Origin of the sequence: Georgenia faecalis (assembly GCF_003710105.1) — a bacterium.
GTDB classification, from domain to species: Bacteria; Actinomycetota; Actinomycetes; order Actinomycetales; family Actinomycetaceae; genus Georgenia_A; species Georgenia_A faecalis.
Genome location: NZ_CP033325.1, coordinates 1663155 through 1686900 on the forward strand (window position 1 = coordinate 1663155; position 23746 = coordinate 1686900).

The following is a 23746-nucleotide window of genomic DNA, read 5'->3' on the forward strand; positions in this document are numbered from 1 at the left end:
TCAGAAACCGGGGATGAGGCGCACGGCCTGGTCGATGAGCCAGATGCCGCCGAAGGGCGCGACGATGCCGCCCAGGCCGTAGACGGTGAGGTTGCGGCCGAGGATCGTCGACGCGTTCGCCGGGCGGTACTTCACCCCGCGCAGGGCGAGCGGGATGAGGACGACGATGACGAGGGCGTTGAAGACGATGGCCGAGAGCACCGCGGAGGCGGGGGAGTGCAGGCCCATGACGTTGAGCACCGCCAGCCCGGGGAACACGCCCATGAACATCGCCGGGATGATGGCGAAGTACTTGGCGATGTCGTTGGCGATGGAGAACGTCGTCAGGGCGCCGCGGGTGATGAGCAGCTGCTTGCCGATGCGGACGATGTCGATGAGCTTGGTGGGGTCGGAGTCCAGGTCCACCATGTTCCCGGCCTCCTTGGCGGCCGAGGTCCCCGAGTTCATCGCGACGCCGACGTCGGCCTGCGCCAGGGCGGGGGCGTCGTTGGTGCCGTCACCGGTCATCGCCACGAGGTTGCCGCCCTCCTGCTCGCGGCGGATGAGGGCGAGCTTGTCCTCGGGGGTGGCCTCGGCGAGGAAGTCGTCGACCCCGGCCTCGGCCGCGATCGCGGCGGCGGTGAGCGGGTTGTCACCGGTGATCATCACGGTCCGGATGCCCATCGACCGCAGCTCGGCGAACCGCTCGGTGAGGCCGTCCTTGACGACGTCCTTGAGGTGGACGACGCCGAGCACGCGCCCGTGGCCCGAGGTGTCCTTGGTCGCGACGACGAGCGGGGTGCCGCCCGAGCCGGAGATGCGCTGGGTCTGCGCGTCCAGCTCCTCGCGGAGCCCGGCGGCCAGACCACGGCCGTCCTCCGCCAGCCACGCCGTGACGGCGGAGCCGGCGCCCTTGCGGATCCGGGCGCCGTCGGCGAGGTCGAGGCCGGACATCCGGGTCTGCGCGGTGAACGGCACGACCTGGCCCGCGGGGCGCTCGCCGACGTCGACCCCCTGCTCGGTGGCGAGGTCGACGATGGAGGCGCCCTCCGGGGTGGGGTCGGCGAGCGAGGACAGGGCCGCCGCGCGGGTGAGCTCGGCCGCCTCGACGCCGCTGAGCGGGACGAAGGCGCTGGCCCGCCGGTTGCCGTAGGTGATGGTGCCGGTCTTGTCGAGCAGCAGGGTGGTGACGTCGCCCGCGGCCTCGACGGCGCGGCCGGACATCGCCAGGACGTTGCGCTGGACGAGCCGGTCCATCCCGGCGATGCCGATCGCCGAGAGCAGGGCCCCGATGGTCGTGGGGATGAGGCAGACGAGCAGGGCGACGAGCACGGTGACGCTCACCGGGGCGGCGGCGTAGGACGCCACCGGGTTGAGGGCGAGCGCGACGACGACGAAGACGATCGACAGGCTCGCGAGCAGGATGTTGAGCGCGATCTCGTTGGGTGTCTTCTGCCGGGCGGCGCCCTCGACGAGGGCGATCATCCGGTCGACGAAGGTCTCGCCGGGCTTGGACGTGATCCGCACGACGATGCGGTCGGAGAGGACCCGGGTGCCGCCGGTGACCGCGGACCGGTCGCCGCCGGACTCCCGGATGACGGGTGCCGACTCCCCGGTGATGGCCGACTCGTCGACCGAGGCGATGCCGTGCACGACGTCGCCGTCGCCGGGGATGAGCTCGCCCGCGGTGACGACGACGACGTCGTCGAGGCGCAGGTCCGCCGAGGAGACCTCGGCGAGCTCGGCGCGCTCCGCGGCGGCGTCCACCTGCGGGTCGTAGGCGACGACGCGCCGGGCGGTGGTGCTCGTGCGGGTCTGGCGCAGGGTGTCGGCCTGCGCCTTGCCCCGCCCCTCGGCCACGGACTCGGCGAGGTTGGCGAAGAGCACGGTGAGCCACAGCCAGGCCGCGATGATCGCCGTGAACGACGCCGGGACGGGGGCGCCGCCCGAGTCGGCCGGACCGCCGAGGAAGGGCTCGGCGACGGCGAGCACGGTGGTGAGCGCGGCGCCGACCCACACGAGCATCATCACGGGGTTGCGCCACTGGGCGCGGGGGTCGAGCTTGCGGAACGCGCCGGGGAGGGCGGCGGCGACCTGCGGTGCGGTGAACGCGCCGCGCCGCGGCGCCGGGGCCTCGGTCCGGGGTCGGGCCGGGGTCTGGGTGAGGGTGGACATGGTCAGGACAGCCCTTCGGCGAGCGGGCCCAGCGCGAGGACCGGGAAGTAGGTGAGGGCGGCGACGATGATGACGACGCCCGTGGTGAGGCCGACGAACTGCGGGCGGTGCGTCGGCAGCGTGCCCACGGTCGCGGGCACCTTGTCCTGGGCGGCGAGGGAGCCCGCCAGCGCCAGCACCAGCGCGATGGGGACGAACCGGCCGAGCAGCATGGCCACGCCGAGGGCGGTGTTGAGCCAGGGGGTGTTGGCCGTGATGCCGGCGAACGCGGAGCCGTTGTTGTTGGCCGCGGAGGTGAACGCGTAGAGGACCTCGGAGAACCCGTGGATGCCCGGGTTCCAGATCGACGTCCCGGTCACCGACTCCCGGACCGCCGGGATGGCGAAGCTGAGGGCGGTGCCGGCGAGGACCAGCGTGGGCGTGACGAGGATGTAGAGGCTGGCGAGCTTGATCTCCCGCGGGCCGATCTTCTTGCCCAGGTACTCCGGGGTGCGGCCGACGAGCAGGCCGGCGATGAAGACGGCGATGACGGCGATGATGAGGAAGCCGTACAGGCCCGAGCCGACGCCGCCGGGCGCCACCTCGCCGAGCATCATGTTGAGCATCGGCATCATGCCGCCCAGGGCGGTGTAGGAGTCGTGCATGGAGTTGACCGCGCCGGTCGAGGTGCCGGTGCTCGTGGTGGCGAACAGCGTGGAGCCGGGGATCCCGAAGCGGGCCTCCTTGCCCTCCATCGCGCCCCCGGCCAGCTGGGGCGCGGTGCCGCCGGCGCCCAGCTCGAACGCGGTGAGCGCCGCGAAGGAGGCGGTGAAGAGCACGCCCATCGCCGCGAGGATCGCGTAGCCCTGGCGGTGGTCGCCGACCATGCGGCCGAAGGTGCGCGGCAGGGAGAACGGGATGACGAGCATGAGGAGGATCTGCAGGACGTTCGTCCACGCGGTGGGGTTCTCGAACGGGTGGGCGGAGTTGGCGTTGAAGAAGCCGCCGCCGTTCGTCCCGAGGAGCTTGATCGCCTCCTGGGAGGCCACCGGCCCACCGGGGATCGACTGGGCCGCGCCGCCGAGCGTGGTGACGTCGGTGAAGCCGTTGACGTTCTGGACGACCCCACCGATGACGAGCACGACGGCGCTGAGCGTGGCGACGGGGAGCAGGATGCGGAAGGAGCCCCGGACCAGGTCGACCCAGAAGTTGCCGATGGTCCCGGTGCGCCGGAACGCGAACCCACGGACGAGGGCGACGGCGACGGCGATGCCCACGGCCGCGGAGACGAAGTTCTGCACCGTGAGCCCGGCGAGCTGGACCGTGTAGCCCACGGTGAGCTCGGGGGAGTACGACTGCCAGTTGGTGTTCGCCACGAAGGACGCGGCGGTGTTGAAGGACAGGTGCTCCGACGGTGCGGGCAGGCCGAGCGAGTACGGCAGCCACTGCTGGGTGCGCTGGAGGAGGTAGACCACGAGCAGCCCGACGAGCGAGAACAGCAGTACGCCCCGCAGGTACGCCTGCCAGGTCTGGCCGGCCCGGGGGTCGACGCCGATGAGCCGGTACAGCCCGCGCTCGAGCCGGGCGTCGGTGGCCGAGGTGTAGACCCGGGCCATGTAGTCACCGACCGGTCGGTACGCGACGCCGAGGACGACGACGACGGTGAGGAGGGCGCCCAGCGCCAGGACCCACTCCATCAGAACCGCTCCGGCTTCACGAGGGCGACGACGAGGTAGACCACGGCGGCGAGACCGAGGACGGCAGCAAGGAGCTCGATGACGATCACAGCTTCTCCACCGCCTTCCCGATGGCGCCGACCAGCCCGAACAGGGCGATGACGCCGAGCACGTAGACGATGTCGAGCACGAAGAGACACTCCAGTTCACAAGGGACGCCCGACCCGTGGCGGGCCAGGCGTCCGGGGGACGCGACGCTTGATCGAACACCCGCCCCGAGTGGCTCCTCCGCACTCCTCACGGAACCCATACGCCCCTGGGCGCGACCCTCACGACCTCCTAACGCCGGGCGCCGGTGCCGTGCCGGCGCCCGGCCCACGCGGGGCCGACGCGGGGCCGACGCCGCTGCCACGCCGCGTCCGCACCCGGGCCGCCGTGGCGGCGCACCGCAGGGCCGCGGGGGCGGTATCCTTGCCGTGACGACGGACAGCCAGGCCGTTCGTGTCGTGGTGGCTCGTTCGCCGGGCGGTGCCCGGAGCTGGGCCCGATCGCGCACGGCCGTCCGCGTCCCACGCGTCGATCTCGTAGACCCGTTGGTCCGGCTCGCGTCCCGCGGGTCCTCCGGCCCGGTCTCGTCGACGTCCACCGCTGCGGCCGCAGCGTCGTGCGCGGGTGACCGCGGCGGTGAGACGGCCGGACACTCCTGAGGAGGAGCCTGTGGCTCGACCCGCCCAGCGCCGATCGGGCGCCCGCCGTACGCCCGCCCGCGGGCAGCGCCGGACGCACGACAACGACGGGATCATCCCCGTGCTCGCGCGCGTCGTGCGCGAGATCGAGGGAGCGGTCCAGCGGGGACGGGTCGTCCCGTCGGTCCGGACCAAGCTCCAGGCGGTCGCGCTGCTCATGCGCGAGGAGCGGGCCAGGGTCAAGGCCGACGAGACGCTCACCGAGGCCCGCCGGGGCGAGGAGCTCAAGCGCCTCGACGGCATCGCCACCATCCTCGCGACGACGGCCGTCCGGGACGCGTCACTGCTCGCCCTGCTCGGCGAGGACGCCGTCGTCACCGACTCGGCCCGGGCCCTTCGACGCGAGCTGCTCGCCGAGGCCGGCATCGAGGCGGCGCCCGAGCCGGTCGCCCCCGTGGAGCAGGCGGAGTCGGCCGCGTCCGCGCCGCGCCAGGTCGTCCCGCAGTCCGTGATCTCCCGGCAGCTGGCCAACCCGTTCCTCGAGCCGGACTACTCCGCCGTCGCCAAGCGCACCGCGCGACCGCAGCGGCTCGCGGGCTGGGAGCTCATCGAGCCGCTCCTGCGCGCCTTCGAGTACGGCGGGCCGTCCTCGTGCATGGACCTGCCCGACCCGTCCGCGGCACGGGTGCCGGACGGCATCGACCTCATGCCCCACCAGGCGCGCCTCGTCGCGGCGGCGGCCGCCGGCCACCGCACCTTCCTGCTGGCCGACGAGCCCGGCCTGGGCAAGACCGCCCAGGCGTTGCTCGCCGCGCAGGCGGCGGACGCCTACCCGCTGCTCGTCGTCGTCCCCAACGTCGTCAAGACCAACTGGGCGCGGGAGGCGGCGCGGTGGACGCCGACGCACCGGGCCACCGTCGTCCACGGCGACGGTGACACCATCGACGGCTTCGCCGACATCGTCGTCGTCAACTACGAGATCCTCGACCGGCACGTGGGCTGGCTCGGTGACCTCGGGTTCCGCGGCATGGTGGTCGACGAGGCGCACTACATCAAGAACAAGAAGTCCCAGCGGTCCCAGCACGTCCTCCAGCTATCCGAGCGCATCCGGGAGCGGATGGCCGACCCGCTGCTCATGGCGCTCACCGGCACGCCGCTCATCAACGACGTCGAGGACTTCACGGCCATCTGGCAGTTCCTCGGCTGGATCGACGAGAAGAAGCCGCTGGGCGAGCTGATGATCGCCTTGGAGGAGACCGGCCTCACCCCGGCCGACCCGAGCTTCTACGCCGCCGCCCGCACCTGCGTCATCGAGCGCGGCATCGTCCGCCGCCGCAAGCGCGACGTCGCCGCGGACATCCCGGCCCGCCGCGTCGCCGACGTGTTCGTCGAGCTCGACGGCGAGGCCGGCCGCTCGATCCGCGCGGCCGAGCGGGCGCTCGCCCGCCGCCTGGTCACCCGCTACCGACGCGCGCTGGAGTCCCGGCACGCCGGCGTCGTCCACGAGGGCATCGACCACGAGCTCGTCCGCCAGGTGGCGACGTGGGAGCGTGCGAACACGGCGACGAAGAAGTCGGACGAGAACGTCTTCACGATGATGCGCCGGATCGGCCAGGCGAAGTCCACCCTGGCGGCGGACTACGCCGCCCAGCTCGTGCGCAGCGTGGGCAAGGTCGTGTTCTTCGCCAAGCACGTCGACGTCATGGACGCCGCCGAGGACACCTTCACCAAGCGCGGCATCGGCTTCGCGTCGATCCGCGGCGACCAGAGCCCGACGGTCCGCCAGCGGAACATCGACGCGTTCACCCACGACCCGGAGGTGTCCGTCGTCGTCTGCTCGCTCACCGCGGCGGGCGTCGGCCTCAACCTCCAGGTCGCCTCGAACATGGTGCTGGCGGAGCTGTCCTGGACCGACGCCGAGCAGACCCAGGCGATCGACCGCATCCACCGGATCGGCCAGGACGAGCCCGTCACCGCGTGGCGGATGATCGCCGCGCAGACCCTCGACACGCGCATCGCCGAGCTCATCGACTCCAAGGCCGGTCTCGCCGCGCGCGCCCTCGACGGGTCCGACGAGGAGATCTCCGCCGAGACCGACGTCCAGCTCGAGGCGCTCGTTACCCTGCTCACCGACGCCCTGGCCGAGGAGTCAGCCTCCGCCGAGCCGGTGTTCACCGACGGGCAGGCGTCGCTGGCCTGAGCAGCACCGCCGCCGCGTCGTCGGTGCCCGGGACGACCGTCCGGGCGCCGAGGGCGTGGGCGGCGACGACGAGACCGCCGGCGACCAGGACGATGTCCTTGAGCACGTACTGGGCGGTGAGGGTGACCCCGCCGGCGATGAGCTCGTCGAAGAAGAGCACCACCGGCGAGAGGATGCCGACGAGGGCGCCGGCCATGACGACGAGTCCGGCGCGCAGCCAGACCCCGGTCACCAGGCTGAGGCCGATGGCGCACTCCATCACCGCGGTGAGGAGCAGCGCCGCCGTCGGCGGGACGAGGCCAAGGGTGAGCGTGCCGATGGTGCGTTCGACGAGGCCCTGCGCCGGGCTGGCGCCGGGGAAGAACTTGAGCAGGCCGAAGCCGAGGAAGACCAGCCCGAGGCTCACCCGGAGCACCCGGACGCTGTGCCGGGAGAGCCACCGGGTGGCCCGGTCGGTGGACGCGCGCATGAACGATCCCTTCGTCGTGGCGCCCGTGATGGCGCGTGACGACGCTACGAACCGCACCACCCCCGCCACATCGGCCCGGTGTCGTGCGCGGTGGCCGCGCGTGGCGGTGGGGCCGCTGCGGCGCCGGGCGACCGGGCGGACCCCGTCGGGGGGTGCCCGGGGTCGCCTGCGGCGGCAGCGACGGTCGCACCGCACCCGCAGTGACCGTCGCACCGCACCCGCAGCGACCGTCGTCGCCGTGCGTCGCCGCCGGGGCCTCAGCCCGGGACGACGTCGCGGCGCCGGAACCCGGCAACGCCCACCGCGGTGAGCGCCAGCGCGCCCGCGCCCATGACGGCCAGCGGCCAGGCGTCGAGCTCGCCGCCGGGCAGACGCGGCGTGTGCGTGAGGGGCGAGAGGTCCATGACCCACGCCGGCAGGGCGAGCATCTCCCCGAGGAAGAGCGCGAGGACGACCCCCACCACGAGGAGCCACACGAGGCCGGCGACGCGCGGTGCGACGCCGTAGAGCGCGAGCGCCACGGACCCGATCAGCGCCACCGCCGGGAGGTAGACCAGCGCAGCGGCGGTGAGGTCACCCACCCAGCGCGCCTCGCCCGTCCCGGTCCACACCCCGAGCCCGGCGCCGGCACCGATGACGGCCGTCATCACCGCCACCTGAGCGGCGACGACGGCGACCCAGCCGCCGAGCAACCCGGGACGGGTGCTCCCGGTGGCGAGCAGCGCCTCCGTCCGGCCGCTCTCCTCCTCCGCGCGCAGCCGGAGCACACCGGTGACCGTGAAGACCAGCGGGGCGACGACGAGGAAGGAGACGATCGCCGCGGCGAAGCCGGTGGTGATGTCCGCCAGGTCGATGGCGATCCACTCGCCGAGCTCCGGCACGTCCGCGAAGGCGTCCTCGAGGGAGTTCGCCAGCGCCCCGAACGCGACGGCGAAGAAGAACGCGCCGACCGACCAGGCGGCGAACGCCCCGCGCAGCAGCCGCCACGCCAGCCCGGCGGGGGAGAGCAGGCCGGCGGACGCCGCCGCCGGACCGGGCCGGGCCGGGCGCACGCCCGCCCCGAGGTCGCGGTGCCGGGCAAGGAGGACGGCGGCCGCGAAGAGCGCGACGGCGGCGACGAGAGCGACGGCGAGGGGCCACCACCGCAGGTCGACGTACGGGCGGGTCTGCTGCGCCCACGCGAAGGGGGAGAGCCAGGACACCCAGGATCCCTGGTGGTCGATGACGTCGCCGATGCCCCGGACGAGGAAGGCGACGGCGAGGACGGCCATCGCCAGCCCGGTGGCGCCCCGCGCGTGCTCGGTCAGCTGTGCCGTGACCGCTGCCACGGCGGCGAAGACCAGGCCGGTGAGCGCGCAGCCGGCGGCGAACGCGGCGGAGTCCGGGGCGGCCATGCCGCCGGTGACCAGCGCGGCCCCGGCGGCGGCCGCGACGACGAGGTTGGCGGCCGTCACGGTGAGCACGGCGGCGCCCGCGGGCGCGAACCGCCCGACGGGCAGCGCCCGGAGGACCTCGAGGCGCCCGGACTCCTCCTCGGTGCGGGTGTGGCGGACGGTGAGGAGGATGCTCATGATGGCGGTGGCGAGGAACAGCCAGAGCGAGAGCTCGTTGGCCACCATCGCCCCGAACGTGTAGTCGTCCACGGCGAACGGCGGTCCGGTCATCATGATGGTGGCCGGGTTGCTCATGAGCCGGCCGCGGGCGGCCAGGGCGTCGGGGCTGTCGTACGTGGTCTCGAGCGAGACGATGGTCGCGGCGGTGAGCAGCCCGACGGCGAGCGCCCACACGGCGATCCTCACCCGGTCGAGGCGCAGCGCGAAGCGCAGCAGGGGCCCGGTGGCCGCCCACGGCTGCCCCGAGCCGTCGTTCACGCCGAGGGGCGGGCGGGTGGCGGTCGTCGTCATCGCACCCTCGCCTCCTCCCGGGCGCCGTCGCCGTAGTGGCGCATGAAGAGGTCCTCGAGCGACGGCGGGGCGATGGTGAGGTTGTCGACGCCGGCGTCGGCGAGCGCCCGCAGCGTCTCGCTCACCCGGGTGTTGTCGACGTCGAACCGGACGGCATCGCCGTCGGCCCGGAGGTCGTGGACGCCCGGCGCGGCCGCGAGCCGCGCGACGTCGCCGCGCGTGGTCGCCGTGACGGTGGACCGGGTGAGGTGCCGCAGCTCGGTGAGGGTGCCGGTCTCCACGGCCCGGCCGGCGCGGATGATGGTGACGGTGTCGCAGAGCTTCTCCACCTCCGCGAGGATGTGGCTGGAGAGCAGGACGGTGCGGCCGTCCGCGCGCAGCGCCCGCACCTCCTCGGTGAAGGTGGCCTCCATGAGCGGGTCGAGGCCCGAGGTGGGCTCGTCGAGGAGGAAGAGCTCGGCGTCGGAGGCGAGGGCGGCGACGAGGGCGACCTTCTGCCGGTTGCCCTTGGAGTACGTGCGGGCCTTCTTCGTCGGGTCGAGCTCGAACCGCTCGAGCAGCTCGGCCCGGCGCCGGGCGCGCCCGCTCCCGCCGTGCAGCCGGGTGAGCAGGTCGATGGCCTCGCCGCCGGTGAGGCTGGGCCACAGGCTCGTGTCGCCGGGGACGTAGGCGAGACGGCGGTGGATGGCGACGGCGTCGTGCCAGGCGTCCATGCCGAGGACCCGGGCGGTGCCCGAGTCCGCCTGGAGCAGGCCGAGCAGGACGCGGATGGTCGTGGACTTGCCGGCCCCGTTGGGCCCGAGGAAGCCGGCGACCTGCCCCTGCTCGACCGCGAGGTGGAAGCCGTCGAGGGCGCGGGTGGTGCCGAAGGTCTTGACGAGGTCGTGGGTCTCGATGGCGAGGTGGGCCATGAGGGGCTCCGGGTGGGTGGCGGTGGTGCCGTCAGGTCTCGACGGCGGAGGAGGTGCGGGCGCGGGAGTCCCCGGTGGCCGCGACATAGGCGTCGAGGAGGGTCGAGTCGGTGAGCAGCGCCTCGGTGTAGAGCTCGAGGAGCGGCAGGGCGACGGTGTCGACGTAGCCGCGCAGCCACGCGGGCAGCTCGTCGAGGTCCAGCCGGCCGTCGCGGGCCGGGAGGTGGAGGAGGAGGGAGCCGAGCGACATCGCGGTGAGGACTCGGGCGCGGGCCTGCGGGTCCCGGCTGGGCCGGACGGTGCCCGCCCGCACCCCCTCCTCGAGGTAGGCGACGGCGTCCGTCACGAAGTGGTCGATGAACTCGCCGCCGAGCGGTCCACCGGCCTGGACGCACCGCAGCAGGTACCCGACGAGGGGCGCGTAGCCCTCGACCTGGGACAGCTGGGCGAGGAAGGCGCCGGCGCCGGCGGTGCCCGGCCCGAGGACCGCGGACTTGGCGGTGCGGGCGGCCTCGAGCACGTAGGCGTCGCAGGCCTCCCGCAGGCCGGCGCGGGAGCCGAAGTGGTGGAGGATCAGCCCCGGGCTCACCCCGGCGTCGCTCGCCACGGCGCGCAGGGACGCCCCCATGCCGTCCTCGGCGAACCGGCGGACGGCGGCGTCGCGGATCCGGGCCTTGGCCGTGAGATCGTCGTCGGTGCGCCGCGCTGAACTCATGTTCAGGACGCTACACGCGCGTTCAGCCGGTGTCGAGGGTTGGGGCGTCAGGCCGCGGCGAAGCCGGTGAGCTCGGCGTAGACGATGTACCGGAACTCGCTGGAGTCCCACGGGTGGCAGGACACGAGCGTGAGCAGGCGTCCCACGGCGTCCGGACCGCCGGTGCTCGGGTTCGGCTCGACGACGCGGACCTGGTCGGGGGTGACGATCTCCGTGCCCGACACCGCGTAGGTGTAGGCGCCCTCCGCCGTGGTGACGACGAGCTCGTCGCCGAGGACGAGCTCGTCGATGCGGGCGAGCGGGCGGGACCCGTCGGTGCGGTGGCCGGCGAGGGCGAAGTTGCCCTCCTCGCCGGGCATCGCGGTCCACGGGAAGCGGCCCATGCCCTGGGTGTCGAGGACGTGGTCGGAGATGCCCTCCGTGATGGGCACGTCGTAGTCCGCACCCCAGCGGGGTACCCGCAGCGAGGCGAACGTGACGCCCTCACCCGTGGGGCGCGCCGGGAGCGGGATGTCCGCGAGCGGGTCCGCGGCGGGCCACGCGACCGGGGCGGCCGCGACCTTCTCCTGGGCCGTCACGCGTGCGGCGGCGTCCGTGACGCCGACGGCGACGCCGTCGGCGGAGCACGCCGACAGGGTGAGCGCCGCCGCGACCAGGGCGGGCCACAGCCGTCGCGGTCGGTCGGGCTGCATCGGTCCCCCTCGGGCCGTCGAGTAGTGCGTCGCCCCACCAGCATGGCCCCGCGTGTGTGGCCGGCGCCACTGGGGGTGCGGCGCTAGCTACGCCCGCGGGGACGGCGAGGGCGTCACGAGACGTGGCCCCGGAGCAGTCGGCGCCAGTAGACGAGCGGCTCGACGTACCGGTCGAACGCGAAGGTGGCCGCCCGCGGGCGGACGAGGTCGGGGTGGCGGGTCGTGGGCTCGGGCTCGCCGTCCCGGTCGAACTCGGCGAGGAGGAGCCGGCGCCGCGAGGTCGTGACGGGGGCCACCGAGTAGCCGCTGTAGGAGCGCATGGCCCCGCCCGAGCGCCCCGCCGTGATGTTGTGCGCCACGACGGGGACCTGCTTGCGCAGCGCACCGCCGGACGGGAGGGCGTCCGCGGCGGCGACGTCGCCCAACCCCCACACGCTCGGGTACGCGGGGTGACGCAGCGTGCGCGGGTCGACGGCCATGAAGCCGCGGGTCCCGCGCCCGGCGAGGCCGCTGGCGGCGACCCAGTCCGGGGCGCGGTGCGGCGGGGTCAGGTGCAGGGCGTCGTAGCCCAGGTCCTCAAGGCGGTCCGCCGAGCGCACGCGGGCCACCTGGGCGGGCGCGTCGATGCTCTCGAGGTTCGTCCCGAGCCGGACCCGCACGCCGTACCGGTCCGCGGCCGCGCGCAGCTCACGGTCGGCGCGGTCCTCGTCGACGAGACGGGCCCCCTCGACGAGGAGCTCGATCTCGATGTCGCCGAGCACCCCGGTCCGTGACCAGTGGTCCGCGGCCATGAACAGCGGTTTGAGGGCCACCGGGGCGCAGGGCACCTGCCACTGGGACAGGGTGAAGACCGCCCGCCCCCGCGTGAGGGCGGAGAGCATCGCCCAGGTCCGAGGGGCGAGGTCGACCTCGTAGTTCGTCGAGGCGGCGGGCGTGGAGACCGCCTCGCGGGACCCGGGGACCGCCTCCCAGTCGATGCTCGATCCGGGGCAGACGACGAGGTCGTCGTAGGTCAGCGTGCCGATGCGTGCCAGGCGGACCCGGGAGCGGTCCGGCTCGACCGCCGTCACCCGGTCGGTGTACCAGCGGCAGCCGGCGGGGATGACGGCCGCCTCGGGCCGCCGCAGCTCGTCGAGGGTGGCGAGCCCGGACCCGACGTAGGAGAGCATCGGGCGGTAGTGGTGGACCGTCGACGGCTCAATGATCGCGACGTCCCGGTAGCCGTCCCGGCGTAGCTTGGCCGCCAGGGAGATCCCGGCGTTGCCACCGCCGACGACGAGGACGTCGTGATGCGGACGGACGGTCATGCGAGCCCCCCGGTGGCCGTGGTGCGTCCACGGTACGGGCGGGCCCGGGGAGGCGCGCGGCGGTGCCGTGCTCGCGGGGGTCGCCGCGAGCACGGCCGGCACTCTCCGCGGGGCGAAGCGTCCTGCCTGAGGCGGAGCGCTCAGCCCGCGTACGCCGCGATCTCGGCGAGGTACTGCTCGCGCTCGCGCCCGCTGAGCCAGGCCACCTCGAAGGAGTTCCGGGCGAGGCGGACGAGCTGGTCGCGGTCGAGGTCGGCATCGGCGGCGAGGCGCTCGTAGTTCTCGGCGACGTAGGCGCCGAAGTACGCCGGGTCGTCGGAGTTGATCGTGACGGGGATGCCGGCGTCGAGCAGGGCGACGATCTCGGGGCCCTTCATGCCGTCGACGACCCAGCCGTTGGACACGGGGCAGCACGTGAGCCCCAGGCCGCGCTCCTTGATCGCCTCGACCAGCTCGGGGCGCTCGACGGCGTTGGAGCCGTGGTCGATCCGGTCCACCCGGATGTCCTCGACGGCCTGGCGGATGTGCTCGTGGGTGCCCTCCTGGTCGATGTCGCAGTGCATTGTCAGCAGGTAGCCCTCGGCGCGGGCCCGGGCGAACACCTCGGCGAACTTGGCCGGCGGGTTGCCGCGCTCGTCGGAGTCGAGGCCGACCCCGAGGATCCAGTCGCGGTAGGGGAGGGACTCCATGAGGGTGCTCATCGCGTGCTCGGCGGTGAAGTCGCGCAGGAAGCACAGGATGAGCTCGCCGTGGATGCCGAGGTCGCGGCGCGCGTCGACGAGGGCGCGGCGCAGGCCGCCGATGATCGTCGGGAAGGGCACGCCCCGCGAGGTGTGCGCCTGCGGGTCGAAGAAGATCTCCGCGTAGCGCACGTTCTGCCCGGCCGCCTTGATGAGGTAGGCCATCGCGAGGTCGTAGAAGTCGTCCGCGGTGACGAGCACCCGCATGGAGTCGTAGTAGACGGTGAGGAACGAGGAGAGGGAGTCGAAGTCGTAGGAGGCGCGGACCTCCTCGGCGGTGGCGTGCTCGAGCGCGATGCCGTTGCGCCGCGCGAGCGCGAACTTCAGCTCGGGCTCGAGGGTGCCCTCGATGTGCAGGTGCAGCTCGGCCTTGGGCAGGCCGGCGATGAACTCGCGCAGGTCGGTCGTCGTGCTGGTCACTCGTCGTGCTCCCTCGGTCCGGACGTCCGGCGCGGGGCCGGCCGCCGGCGAGGTTATCGCCCGCCGGGGTCGCCGCACCGCCCTGTCTCGCCGACCGGGCTCAGGCCCGGGACGTCCAGTGCCGCGCCACCGCGTCGGCCTCCGAGGGACCGAGGGTGTCGGTCAGCGGCGCGTCCGCGTGCGTCGCGCGCAGGCCGTCGGTGAACAGGGTGAGGTAGCGCCGGTACGCCCGGGGGCTGGTGGGGGCGGCATGCACGGCCAGCTCGCTCACCATGAAGAAGAGCATGGAGAAGTCCTGCACGGTGATCTCGGGGCGCACCGACCCCTCTTCCTGCGCCCGGGCGAGAAGGTCGGCGAGGTAGGGGGCGATCCGCTGGGCCGCCTCGTCGAGCGCGGGCGTGAGCTCGCGCGGCCCGAGGGCCACGTCCCGCAGCCCGAGGTTGGCGGCCAGCAGGTCGGCAGCGTGCCGGATGAGGAGCATGAGCCCGTCCCAGGCGGGCGTGGTGGCGGCCGCCTCGTCGGCGACGTCGAGCAGCCGGGTGAGCGGCTCCTGGAGCGCCTCGTGGACGAGCGTGGTCTTGTCGGGGAACCGCCGGTACACGGTGCCGACGCCGACGCCGGCGTGCCGGGCGATGTCGTTGAGGCCGGCGCCCAGGCCGTGGGCCGCGAAGACCTCCTGCGCGGCGCGGATGATGCGCACGCGGTTCTCCTCGGCGTCCCGGCGCAGGGGCCGGCCCGGCGGCTCCTCGTGCCGGTCGGTCCCGTCGTGCCGGTCGGTCCCGTCGTGCCGGTCGGTCCCGCTCATGTGGCGCAGCCTACGCGTATGCGGATGCAACGTATCCGCTTACCGCGGTAACGTGAGCCGTCGAACTCCTCGTTCGACGCCCCCACCGCGCGCGTGGCTCGCGCGCCCGGCTGTCCGCTCTTGGGAGACCTCATGGCAGAACTGCTCTACCGGCTCGGACGGTTCTCCGCGCGCCGGGCCTGGATCGTCGTCACCGCGTGGCTCGTCGCGCTCGTCGCGTCCGGCGGCGCCTTCGTGGCATTCGGCGGCACCCTCAGCACCGCGATCGACATCCCGGGGACGCCGACGGCGCAGGTGACGGAGCGTCTGCAGGAACAGTTCCCCGAGGCCTCGGGCGGGTCGGGCACCGTCGTCCTCCACACCGAGGACGGCAAGGAGTTCACGGCGGAGCAGCAGACCGCGCTCGCCGACGTCTTCGAGAAGGTGGGCGAGGTCGACGGCGTCACCGCCGTCGTCAACCCGTTCGAGGTCCAGGCCCAGCTCGCCGATCAGGAGGCGCAGATCGCCGAGGGCCGCGAGCAGATCGAGGCGGGCCGCGCCCAGATCGAGGCCGGCTGGCGCCAGCTCGACGCCGCCCAGGCCGAGCTCGACACCGCCCAGGAGCAGCTCGACGCCGCCGTCGCGCAGGCCGAGGCCGCCGGGATGATCGAGCAGGCCCGGCCGCAGCTCGACGCCCAGCAGGCCCAGCTCGACGCCGCCCGTGGCCAGCTCGACGCCCAGACCACCGAGCTCGAGGCCGCCACGGCCGAGCTCGAAACAGGCAGCGACGAGCTCGAGCTCGGCGCCAGCCAGCTCCGGCTGGCGAGCGACCTGCGCACCGTCTCCCAGGACGGCTCGGCCGCCACGGCCGTCGTCCAGTTCGAGGACTCCCTCTACGAGGTCCCCGCCGAGACCAAGGAGGAGGTCGCGGCGGTCTTCGCGGACAACCCCGTCGACGGCGTCGAGGCCGACCTCACCGCGGAGCTCACCCAGACCATCACCAACATCGCAGGCGTCGCGGAGATCGTCGGCATCGTCGTCGCCGCCGCCGTCCTCATCGTCATGCTCGGCACGCTCATCGCGGCGGGGCTGCCCATCATCTCCGCGTTCGTCGGCATCGGCGTCGCCGCCCTGGGGACCATGGCCCTGTCCGGGACCGTCGACATGATCAGCGTGACGCCGATCCTCGGCCTCATGCTCGGCCTCGCCGTCGGCATCGACTACTCCCTGTTCATCCTCAACCGCCACCGCCGCCAGCTGCGCGAGGGCCTGGAGCTCCACGAGTCGATCGGGCTCGCCACCGGCACGTCCGGCAACGCCGTCGTCTTCGCCGGGCTCACCGTCCTCATCGCCCTGCTCGCCCTCAACATCACGGGCATCGACTTCCTCGGGCTCATGGGCACGGTCGCCGCCGCCTGCGTCGCCATCGCGGTGCTCGTCGCCGTCACGCTCACCCCCGCCCTCCTCGGCCTCGCCGGGCAGCGTGTGCTCCCACGCAAGCACCGCGGCGCGAGGGGCGCCGCCCGGCCCGCTCCGGCCCGGCGCGAGATGTCCACCGGCGGCGCCATCGGCACGCTGCTCGCCGGCGTCGTCGCGCTGGCGGTCATCGCCATCCCCGCCCTCGACATGCGCCTCGGCCTGCCCGACGGGTCCGCCGAGCCGGTGGACTCCACGCAGTACCGGGCGTACAAGGTGGTCGAGGAGCAGTTCGGGGCCGGCCAGAACGGCCCGCTGCTCGTCGTCGCGGACCTGCCCGAGGGGCTGGACGAGGCCGAGGCCACCGGCGCCCAGGTCGAGATCGGCGAGGAGCTCTTCGCCCTCGCGGACGTCGTCGCGGTCGCGCCGATCGGCATGTCCGAGGACCGCTCGCTCGCCGCCTTCCAGGTGATCCCCGCCGAGGGCCCGAGCAGCGAGTCCACCGAGGAGCTCGTCCGCGAGCTGCGCGACCTCACGGTCCCCGACCAGCCGGACGTCACCCTCGGCGTCGCCGGCGCGGCGAGCGGCAACATCGACATCTCGCAGAAGCTCGCCGACGCGATGCCCCTCTACCTCGGCGTCGTCATCGGCCTGTCGCTCATCATTCTCGTCGTCGTCTTCCGCTCGCTGCTCGTCCCGCTCATCGCCACCGGCGGGTTCGTCCTGTCGGTGTTCGCGGCCCTCGGTGGCGTGACGGCGATCTACCAGTGGGGCTGGCTGGGCGGGATCTTCGGCGTCCACGACCCGGGCCCGGTGCTGAGCTTCCTGCCGACGCTGCTCATCGGCATCCTCTTCGGGCTGGCCATGGACTACCAGCTGTTCCTCGTCTCCGGCATGCGGGAGGCGTACGTCCACGGCACGCCGGCACGCGAGGCCGTCCTCGAGGGCCGGCGGGCGGGCCGGGCGGTCGTCACCGCCGCCGCGATCATCATGTTCTCGGTGTTCGGCGGGTTCGTCTTCTCGCACATGGCGATGATCCGGCCGATCGGCTTCGGCCTGGCCTTCGGCGTGCTCGTCGACGCCTTCGTCGTCCGGATGCTCATCGTCCCCGCGGTCATGCACCTCGTGGGCGAGAAGGCGTGGTGGCTGCCGCGCTGGCTCGACCGGATCCTCCCGAACGTCGACGTCGAGGGGTCGGCGCTCGAGCGCCGGCACCCCAACGGCGAGACGGGTGGCGAGCCGGCCCGTGAGCGTGAGGTCGCGCCGGCCTAGTCAGCCCGCACGACGACGCCGCAGCGCCCCGGACCTCGTCCGGGGCGCGGCGGCGTTCGGCGTACTGTTCGCCGAGCCACCAGAGGAGGGGCCGGATGGGCGACGACGTCCTCGAGGACGAGCCGGCCGCGAGCGAGGCGGACCGGCTCCTCGACCGTGCCGTGGCGTTCGACCGGTTCAGCCCCGCGGGTCGCCGCTCGCTCCTCGCCGGGGGCGTGGCGCTTTTCGCCGTCGCCTTCCTCGGGCTCGCCCCGGCCCTGTGGCACCTCCTCGACACCACCGTCCTCCTCGGGGCTCCCGCCGTGCACCCGCCGCGCGCGGGGGAGGAGGCCGGGGCGTTCCCCGGCGTCTACACCGCGGCGTACCTCGTCTCGGTCGCCCCCGCCGTCGGCCTCGTCGCGCTTGTCTTCGGCCGCCTCAGCCGTCGGCCCGGGGCGCGGCTGCCGACGCCGGTCCTCCTCGCCGCCCTCGCCCTGGCGGTGGTCCAGCTCGCCTTCGTCGCCGCGGCCTGGGGCGACCAGTTCACCGGCCGGGCCCTGGCCGAGAGCCTCGTGTCCTCCGAGGTCAGCCTCTGGGGCCGCGAGCCCATCGAGCGCGGGTGGTACGTCGGGTACGCCGGCCTGTGCGCGATCGCCGCGGCGACGGCGTTCGCGGCGGGCCGGACCCCGCGGTGGCGACGGCTCGCGCTCCTCGGTGCGCTGCCGGCCGCCGTCGTCCTGCCGTGGTTCCTCCTCAGCGGGGCGTACGTCCTCGGCCTGTGACACACGGACGCCCGCCGGGCTCGCACGGGGCGAGCGCGGCGGGCGGGCGTGGCGCGGCCTAGCCGAGCGGGCCGTAGAGTGCCGGCGACGTGCGGGCGTGGGTCGCCTGCTCGAACGCGTACCCGAAGCCGATGAGGTCGCCCTCCGCGTAGTCCCGCCCGAGGAGCTCGAGGTTGACCCCGGCGCCGGTGATCGTGCCGTCCTCGGCGCTCGCCTGCCCCATGGGGACGGTGAGCGACGGCATCCCCGTGTTGGGGCTCAGGCGAAGGTTCGTGCTGTGCGTCCCGTAGGGCGTGCCGGTGGGGTAGGCGATCGCGTCGAGGTCGAGGTCGTCCATGAGGCCGGTGACCAGGGCGTGGCCGGTGGCGATCGCCCGGGTGTGGGTGCCCTCCGGTCCCGCCCACGCCTGGTAGGTCTCCTCGGTCACCGCCGCGCGCGAGGCGTAGGTGCCGCCGCGGGAGATGACGTAGTGCCCGGTGGCGAGGATGTCGGTGAGGGAGCGCGCCTGGACCTGCGGGGCGAGGTGCGTGGCGATGTACCGGTCGAGGTCGTGCCGGAACTCGTTGGTGCTCCCGCTCGGCTCGGCGAGCACGTCGCCGAAGCCCGCCGGGGGCGTCACCTCGACGACCGTGGCGCCGAGCGCCTCGAGGGTGGCCCGCGCCTGCGTGAACAGGCGCAGCGTCGTGGGGTTGGTCCCCACCATCGAGGCGACGTACCCGATGCGGGCGCCCTCGAGCGCGGTGGGATCGAGGTGGGCGGTGTAGGACTCGGGCACCCGCCCGGCCTGCTCGGCGGTCACCGGGTCGGCCGGGTCCACCCCGACGACGGCGTCGAGCGCGGCGGCGGCATCCATGACGCTGCGGGCCATCGGTCCGCCGGTGTCCTGGCTCAGGGCGAGCGGGATGATCCCGTCGCGGCTGGCGAGACCGACCGTGGGCCGGATGCCGACGAGCTGGTTGTAGGAGGCGGGAACCCGGATGGAGCCACCGGTGTCCGTGCCGAACCCGAGGCCGGCGAGGTTGGCGGCGATCGCCGCGCCGGTGCCGCCGCTGGAGCCGCCGGCGGTCTGGCTGGTCCGGTAGGGGCTGGCGGCGAGCAGCGTCGACCCGGGCGCCTGCCCGGCGGAGAACTCGCTGACGAAACCGAACGCGAACTCGTCGAGGCTCGCCTTGGCGAGGATGACGGCACCGGCCTCGCGCAGGCCGGCGACCATGGCGGCGTCGGTCGAGGTGTGGTTGTCCTCCCAGCAGCCGCAGCCGCCCGTGGTGGGCATGTCGAGGGTGTCGTAGTTGTCCTTGACGGCGACCGGCACCCCGAGCAGCAGGTCGGTCATGCCCTCCGCGGCGCGGGTGGCGTCCGCGGCGGCCGCCGCCTGGAGCGCCACGGTGCTCGTCGTGATGACGGAGTTGAGCGGGCGGCCGCCCTCGGCAGGGTCGACGAGCGTGCGGTCGTAGGCGGCGATGCGGTCGAGGTAGGCCCGGGTGAGCTCCACCGAGGTGGTGACCCCGGCGTTCATCGCCGCCTGCATGTCGATGACCGACGCCTCGACCAGCTCGAACGGCCCGTCGTCGTAGACCATCCGCGCAGACACCGCGGCGAGGTCGGCCACCGTGAGGACGCCGTCGGCGTCGACGTCGGCGGCAGCGACCTGGGTCCACCCCGCGGACGCGGGCGTGGCGCCCAGCCGGGCGGCGAGGACGTCGAGGTCCGCGGGGGTGACCTGCCGGTCCCCGGTGAGGTCGAGCTCGGTGTAGAACGGGGCGAGGACGACGCCGGGGGAGGCCTCGAGGACCGGCGCGGGCACCGGCTCCGCCTGCGCGACCGGCCCGGTGAGGGCCAGCGTCAGCCCGGCGAGCAGCGGAACCGCGACGGCGGCGGTCGATCGTCGGGTGGTCACGGTCCGGCTCCTGGGGGTGGGGTGGGGCCGCGCGGCGCGGCGGGGACGGTCGGCGGTCATCGGGCACCGGCCTTGCGCAGGTGGGCACCCCGCGCGCCGAGCGCGCCGAGGGCGACCGCGGCGGCGGCGAGCAGCCCCGCGCCGGCGACGGGGACACCGGTGCTGGGGAGCGACCCGCCGGCGGGCGGGACCACGGGCGCCGCCGTGGGTCCGGGGGCCGGGCTGGTGGGAGTCGGCGCGGAGGGTGCCGTGGTGGGGGCCGGCGTCGGGTCGGGCGTCGTCGGGTCGGGCGTCGGCTCCGCCGTCGGCTCCGGCGTCGGGTCGGGTGTCGGGGCCGCGGTGACCTCGACGACGGCGCTCGCCGTCTCCGTGGAGACCGAGCCGTCGGCACCGACGAGCGTCACCGCGACGTCGACGGTGCTCGTCCCCGCCGCGAGGGCGGACACCTCCAGGGTGGCGGCGAGGTCGCCGTCGAGGGCCGGGGACGTGCCGAGGCGGCTGTGGACGAGGGTGACGCCGGCCGGCTCCGGCTCCGCGGCGTCGAACCCGCCCGCCGGCCCCGTCGCGCTCTCCGCCACGTAGGCCAGCGCCGCGCCGTCGAAGGCGACGGCGAGCTCGTAGGCGTACACGTCGACGGTGTCCGCGAGGTCGATCTCCAGCGTGAGGGGCTCGCCGACGGCGACGGGCCCGGGAGCGGTGAGCGTCACCTCGCTCGTGGCGGGAGCGGCGAGGGCCGGAGTGGCACCGAGCACGAGGAGCCCGGTGCCCAGGGCACCGGCGGCGAGGGCCGGGAGTCGGGGTGGTCGCATCGCGGTCGCGTCCTGCTTTCGGGGTCGGTGGCGGGGATGAGGACGCGTGGCGGGCCGTGGCCGTGCCCCAGCGCGCTCTCGGACCGGACGGTAGCGACGGCGTGTTTCCGGCAGCGGCGCGCGAGATGTCGCGGGGGTTTCGCCTCGCGGCGCGAGGCCGCGGCCCTGACGCGCCTGACGGCGCGCAGCATTGATAACGAATCGGTAACGATGCCGGTCGTCGGGCGGACCCTCTTGCCCCCGGGCGACCCGCGCTGCCAAGATCGGCGCTGTATTCGATTACAGACACGTAGTCGAGCCTCAGTGGGGAGGCGCAGTGGGCATCGATCCGGGGAGCGATGGCACACCGTCCGCGCCCGTCCTCGAGATGCACGGCATCGTCAAGAGCTTCGGGGGAGTCCACGCCCTGCGTAGCGCCGACCTCGAGGTGCACGCCGGCGAGGTGCTCGCCCTCCTCGGCGAGAACGGCGCGGGGAAGTCGACGCTGATGAACGTCCTGTCGGGGGTGGTGGCGCCGGACGCCGGACGCCTGCTCATCGACGGCCACGAGCGGCAGTTCGCCTCCCCGGCGGACGCGCAGGCCGCCGGCGTCGCGATGATCCACCAGGAGCTCGACCTCGTGCCGCACCGCAGCGTGGTCGACAACCTCTTCCTCGGGAACGAGCGGCGCACGGCCTGGCGGACGATCGACGCCAAGGGGATGGCGGCGGAGGCGCAGGCGCTGCTGGACGACGTCGGGATCACGATCTCGCCCGCCCGGCACGTCGACTCGATGCGGGTGGGCGAGCAGCAGATGGTCGCGATCGCCAAGGCCCTGCGGCTCCAGGCCCGCATCCTCGTCATGGACGAGCCCACGTCGGCGTTGTCGGACACCGAGGTGCGGCGCCTGTTCGAGATCATCCCGGAGCTGCGACGGCGGGGGGTCGCCGTCATCTTCATCTCGCACCGGATGGACGAGATCGCCCAGGTGGCCGACCGCGGGGTGGTCATGCGCGACGGCGAGAGCGTCGGGACCTTCGACGTGGCGGGCACCCCGCCCAGCGAGGTCGTCCGCATGATGATCGGCAAGCCGCTCGACCAGGTCTTCCCCCTCCGGCCTCCGCCGGGCGACGACGTCCGCCTGCGGGTCCGCGGCCTCTCGCTCGACGGCGGCCGGGGAGCCCGCAGCGAGCCGCGCGACGTCGACCTCGACGTCCGGCGCGGGGAGATCGTCGGCCTGGCCGGCCTCCTCGGCGCCGGGCGGAGCGAGCTCCTCGAGGCGCTCTACGGGCTCGCCGGCCACCGCCTCACCGGCACCGTCGAGCTCGACGGCGCACCCGTGAGCATCACCTCGCCGGAGGCCGCGCTCGCCTGCGGGATCGGGTACGTCCCCGAGGACCGCCGCGCGGCCGGCCTGGTGATGCAGGAGTCGGTCGCCGGGAACATCGTCCTGGGGGTCCTGCGCGCGCTGGCAACCCTCGGGTGGCGCTCCAAGGACCGGGAGCGGGCGCGGGTGTCCGAGGCCGTCGACTCGCTCGCCATCAAGACTCGGAGCCCGGCGACGATCGTCAGCACCCTCTCCGGCGGGAACCAGCAGAAGGTCGTCTTCGCCCGGAACCTGCTGCGTGAGCCCCGGGTGCTGCTGCTCGACGAGCCGACCCGGGGCGTGGACGTCGGCGCGAAGGCCGAGATCTACCACCTCCTCGCGGACCTGGCGGGAGGCGGGGTGAGCGTCCTCGTCGCCTCCTCGGAGCTGCCCGAGCTCGTCGGGCTCTGCGACCGGATCGCCGTCATGCGCAACGGGAGGATCGTCACCGTCCTGGACCGGGACGAGGTCAGCCAGGAGCGGCTGCTCTACGCCGCCGGGATGGAGCACGCCGTCTCCGACCCGGCGCCCCAGCACGTGCCGGAGCCGAGATGACCACGGCAGCGACGCCGGCCGCCGAGCAGTCCGAGGCGGGCCGCCCCCGACGGTTCCAGATCCCGGAGCGGTTCTTCCGCCTCCAGAGCTACGTCGCGCTCGTGCTCGTGTTCCTCGCCGCCATCGCGGTCTCGCCGCGCCGGGGCGGGGACCTCGTCTTCCTCAACAGCGAGAACCTGCTCAACATCGTCCGCGCCACCTCCGAGATCGGCATCATCGCTGTGGGGATGACCTTCGTCATCCTCATCGGCGGGATCGACCTGTCGGTCGGGGCCATCCTCGGGCTGTCCGCCACGGGCGCCGCGAGCCTGCTCATGGTGAGCGACGTCGGCGTCGTGCCCACCGTCATCGTCATCCTCGGGCTCGGTCTCGCCTTCGGGGCGGCCCAGGGCCTCATCAGCGCCCGTCTCGGGATCCAGTCGTTCATCGTCACCCTGGCCGGCCTGCAGATCGCCCGCGGCCTGGCCCGGATCTGGTCCGGCGGGCAGGGGGTGCCGCTGGCCTACGGCGACGGTCCGGGCCTGGCGCCCGAGACGTTCGCCCTGCTCAACTCGCGGACCTTCAACGGCACGGTGCCGATCCCCGCCCTGATCTTCCTCGCGGTGGCCGTCATCGCCCTCGTCGTCGTGCGCAACAGCGTGTTCGCGCGCCACGTCTATGCGGTCGGCGGGAACGAACGCGCCGCACGCCTGTCCGGTGTTCGGGTCACCCGCATCAAGGTCGCGGTGTTCGCCCTCTCCGGGTTCCTCGCCGCGCTAGCCGGGATCATCCACGCCGGCCAGCTCAACCAGGGCAGTCCCAACGACGGCTCGGGCTACGAGCTCGACGCGATCGCCGCCGTCGTCATCGGGGGCACCAGCCTCATGGGCGGGGTCGGCACGGTGGCCGGCACCCTCGCCGGGGCGCTGCTCCTCGGGATCCTCAACAACATCCTCGCGCTGAACAACATCGACGCGAACGTCCAGCTGCTCATCAAGGGCGCCATCATCATCGTCGCGGCCGGCATCCAAGCGTTCCGGTCCCAGCGGCGATGAACCTACGGAGGGGAATCGCA

General features: G+C 73.9%; 18 protein-coding genes. 5 read left to right on the forward strand and 13 right to left on the reverse strand.

The genetic code is table 11. The features are described 5' to 3' along the window. Genes kdpB through EBO36_RS07200 form a run of 3 tightly spaced genes read right to left on the reverse strand, consistent with a single transcriptional unit; the run spans window position 1 to window position 3919 of the window. Window positions 1-2154 (reverse strand): potassium-transporting ATPase subunit KdpB, encoded by a 2154-nt coding sequence (kdpB, locus tag EBO36_RS07190; RefSeq protein ID WP_122824014.1) that lies wholly within the window; start codon window positions 2152-2154, stop codon window positions 1-3. A gap of 2 nt (window positions 2155-2156) precedes the next feature. Next, complete coding sequence (kdpA, locus tag EBO36_RS07195) at window positions 2157-3830, reverse strand: potassium-transporting ATPase subunit KdpA (RefSeq protein ID WP_122824015.1); 1674 nt, start codon at window positions 3828-3830, stop codon at window positions 2157-2159. Further along, on the reverse strand, window positions 3830-3919 hold the full coding sequence (locus tag EBO36_RS07200) for a potassium-transporting ATPase subunit F (RefSeq protein ID WP_122824016.1): 90 nt from the start codon (window positions 3917-3919) through the stop codon (window positions 3830-3832). The genes kdpA and EBO36_RS07200 overlap by 1 nt, the downstream gene beginning before the upstream one ends. A 607-nt stretch (window positions 3920-4526) precedes the next feature. Here EBO36_RS07200 and EBO36_RS07205 point away from each other — a divergent pair. Beyond that, entirely contained in the window at window positions 4527-6695 is a 2169-nt protein-coding gene (locus EBO36_RS07205) for a DEAD/DEAH box helicase (protein WP_122824017.1), read from the forward strand. Here the strand turns inward: EBO36_RS07205 and EBO36_RS07210 are convergent. The 8 genes from EBO36_RS07210 to EBO36_RS07245 all read right to left on the reverse strand — a co-directional run bounded on the left by EBO36_RS07210 (window position 6667) and on the right by EBO36_RS07245 (window position 14658). Next, window positions 6667-7164, reverse strand: coding sequence for a DoxX family protein (locus EBO36_RS07210; RefSeq protein ID WP_122825508.1), 498 nt, complete (start codon window positions 7162-7164; stop codon window positions 6667-6669). The two genes, EBO36_RS07205 and EBO36_RS07210, sit on opposite strands and share 29 nt — an antisense overlap. A gap of 257 nt (window positions 7165-7421) precedes the next feature. Beyond that, window positions 7422-9068 (reverse strand): ABC transporter permease, encoded by a 1647-nt coding sequence (locus EBO36_RS07215; protein WP_122824018.1) that lies wholly within the window; start codon window positions 9066-9068, stop codon window positions 7422-7424. Next, window positions 9065-9979: an ABC transporter ATP-binding protein gene (locus tag EBO36_RS07220; protein ID WP_122824019.1), complete on the reverse strand. Its 915-nt coding sequence runs from the start codon at window positions 9977-9979 to the stop codon at window positions 9065-9067. The genes EBO36_RS07215 and EBO36_RS07220 overlap by 4 nt, the downstream gene beginning before the upstream one ends. A gap of 31 nt (window positions 9980-10010) precedes the next feature. Further along, entirely contained in the window at window positions 10011-10694 is a 684-nt protein-coding gene (locus tag EBO36_RS07225) for a TetR/AcrR family transcriptional regulator (protein WP_122824020.1), read from the reverse strand. Window positions 10695-10741: 47 nt separating this feature from the next. Further along, complete coding sequence (locus EBO36_RS07230) at window positions 10742-11386, reverse strand: class E sortase (protein WP_122824021.1); 645 nt, start codon at window positions 11384-11386, stop codon at window positions 10742-10744. Window positions 11387-11499: 113 nt separating this feature from the next. After that, on the reverse strand, window positions 11500-12693 hold the full coding sequence (locus tag EBO36_RS07235) for an NAD(P)/FAD-dependent oxidoreductase (protein WP_122824022.1): 1194 nt from the start codon (window positions 12691-12693) through the stop codon (window positions 11500-11502). A gap of 140 nt (window positions 12694-12833) precedes the next feature. Next, on the reverse strand, window positions 12834-13853 hold the full coding sequence (gene add / locus EBO36_RS07240) for an adenosine deaminase (RefSeq protein WP_222928790.1): 1020 nt from the start codon (window positions 13851-13853) through the stop codon (window positions 12834-12836). A 100-nt stretch (window positions 13854-13953) separates the two neighbouring features. Continuing rightward, window positions 13954-14658 (reverse strand): TetR/AcrR family transcriptional regulator, encoded by a 705-nt coding sequence (locus EBO36_RS07245; protein WP_122824023.1) that lies wholly within the window; start codon window positions 14656-14658, stop codon window positions 13954-13956. Window positions 14659-14790: 132 nt separating this feature from the next. Between EBO36_RS07245 and EBO36_RS07250 the strand changes: the two genes are divergently transcribed. Both EBO36_RS07250 and EBO36_RS07255 read left to right on the forward strand, forming a co-directional pair. Further along, window positions 14791-17325, forward strand: a complete 2535-nt coding sequence (locus tag EBO36_RS07250) for an MMPL family transporter (RefSeq protein ID WP_122824024.1) — start codon at window positions 14791-14793, stop codon at window positions 17323-17325. Between the two features lie 95 nt (window positions 17326-17420). Continuing rightward, complete coding sequence (locus EBO36_RS07255) at window positions 17421-18086, forward strand: hypothetical protein (protein WP_122824025.1); 666 nt, start codon at window positions 17421-17423, stop codon at window positions 18084-18086. 58 nt (window positions 18087-18144) lie between these two features. On the opposite strand, the gene EBO36_RS07260 is transcribed toward EBO36_RS07255, so the two are convergent. Both EBO36_RS07260 and EBO36_RS07265 read right to left on the reverse strand, forming a co-directional pair. Continuing rightward, window positions 18145-19983, reverse strand: a complete 1839-nt coding sequence (locus EBO36_RS07260) for an amidase family protein (RefSeq protein ID WP_244925387.1) — start codon at window positions 19981-19983, stop codon at window positions 18145-18147. Between the two features lie 56 nt (window positions 19984-20039). After that, window positions 20040-20792: a cohesin domain-containing protein gene (locus EBO36_RS07265; protein WP_122824027.1), complete on the reverse strand. Its 753-nt coding sequence runs from the start codon at window positions 20790-20792 to the stop codon at window positions 20040-20042. A gap of 316 nt (window positions 20793-21108) precedes the next feature. Here EBO36_RS07265 and EBO36_RS07270 point away from each other — a divergent pair, with 316 nt between their 5' ends. Both EBO36_RS07270 and EBO36_RS07275 read left to right on the forward strand, forming a co-directional pair. Next, complete coding sequence (locus tag EBO36_RS07270; protein ID WP_222928791.1) at window positions 21109-22692, forward strand: sugar ABC transporter ATP-binding protein; 1584 nt, start codon at window positions 21109-21111, stop codon at window positions 22690-22692. Then, a complete protein-coding gene (locus tag EBO36_RS07275) occupies window positions 22689-23726 on the forward strand; it encodes an ABC transporter permease (RefSeq protein ID WP_122824028.1) in 1038 nt (345 codons plus the stop codon). Before EBO36_RS07270 ends, EBO36_RS07275 begins: the two co-directional genes overlap by 4 nt. The last annotated feature ends 20 nt before the right edge of the window (window positions 23727-23746 follow it).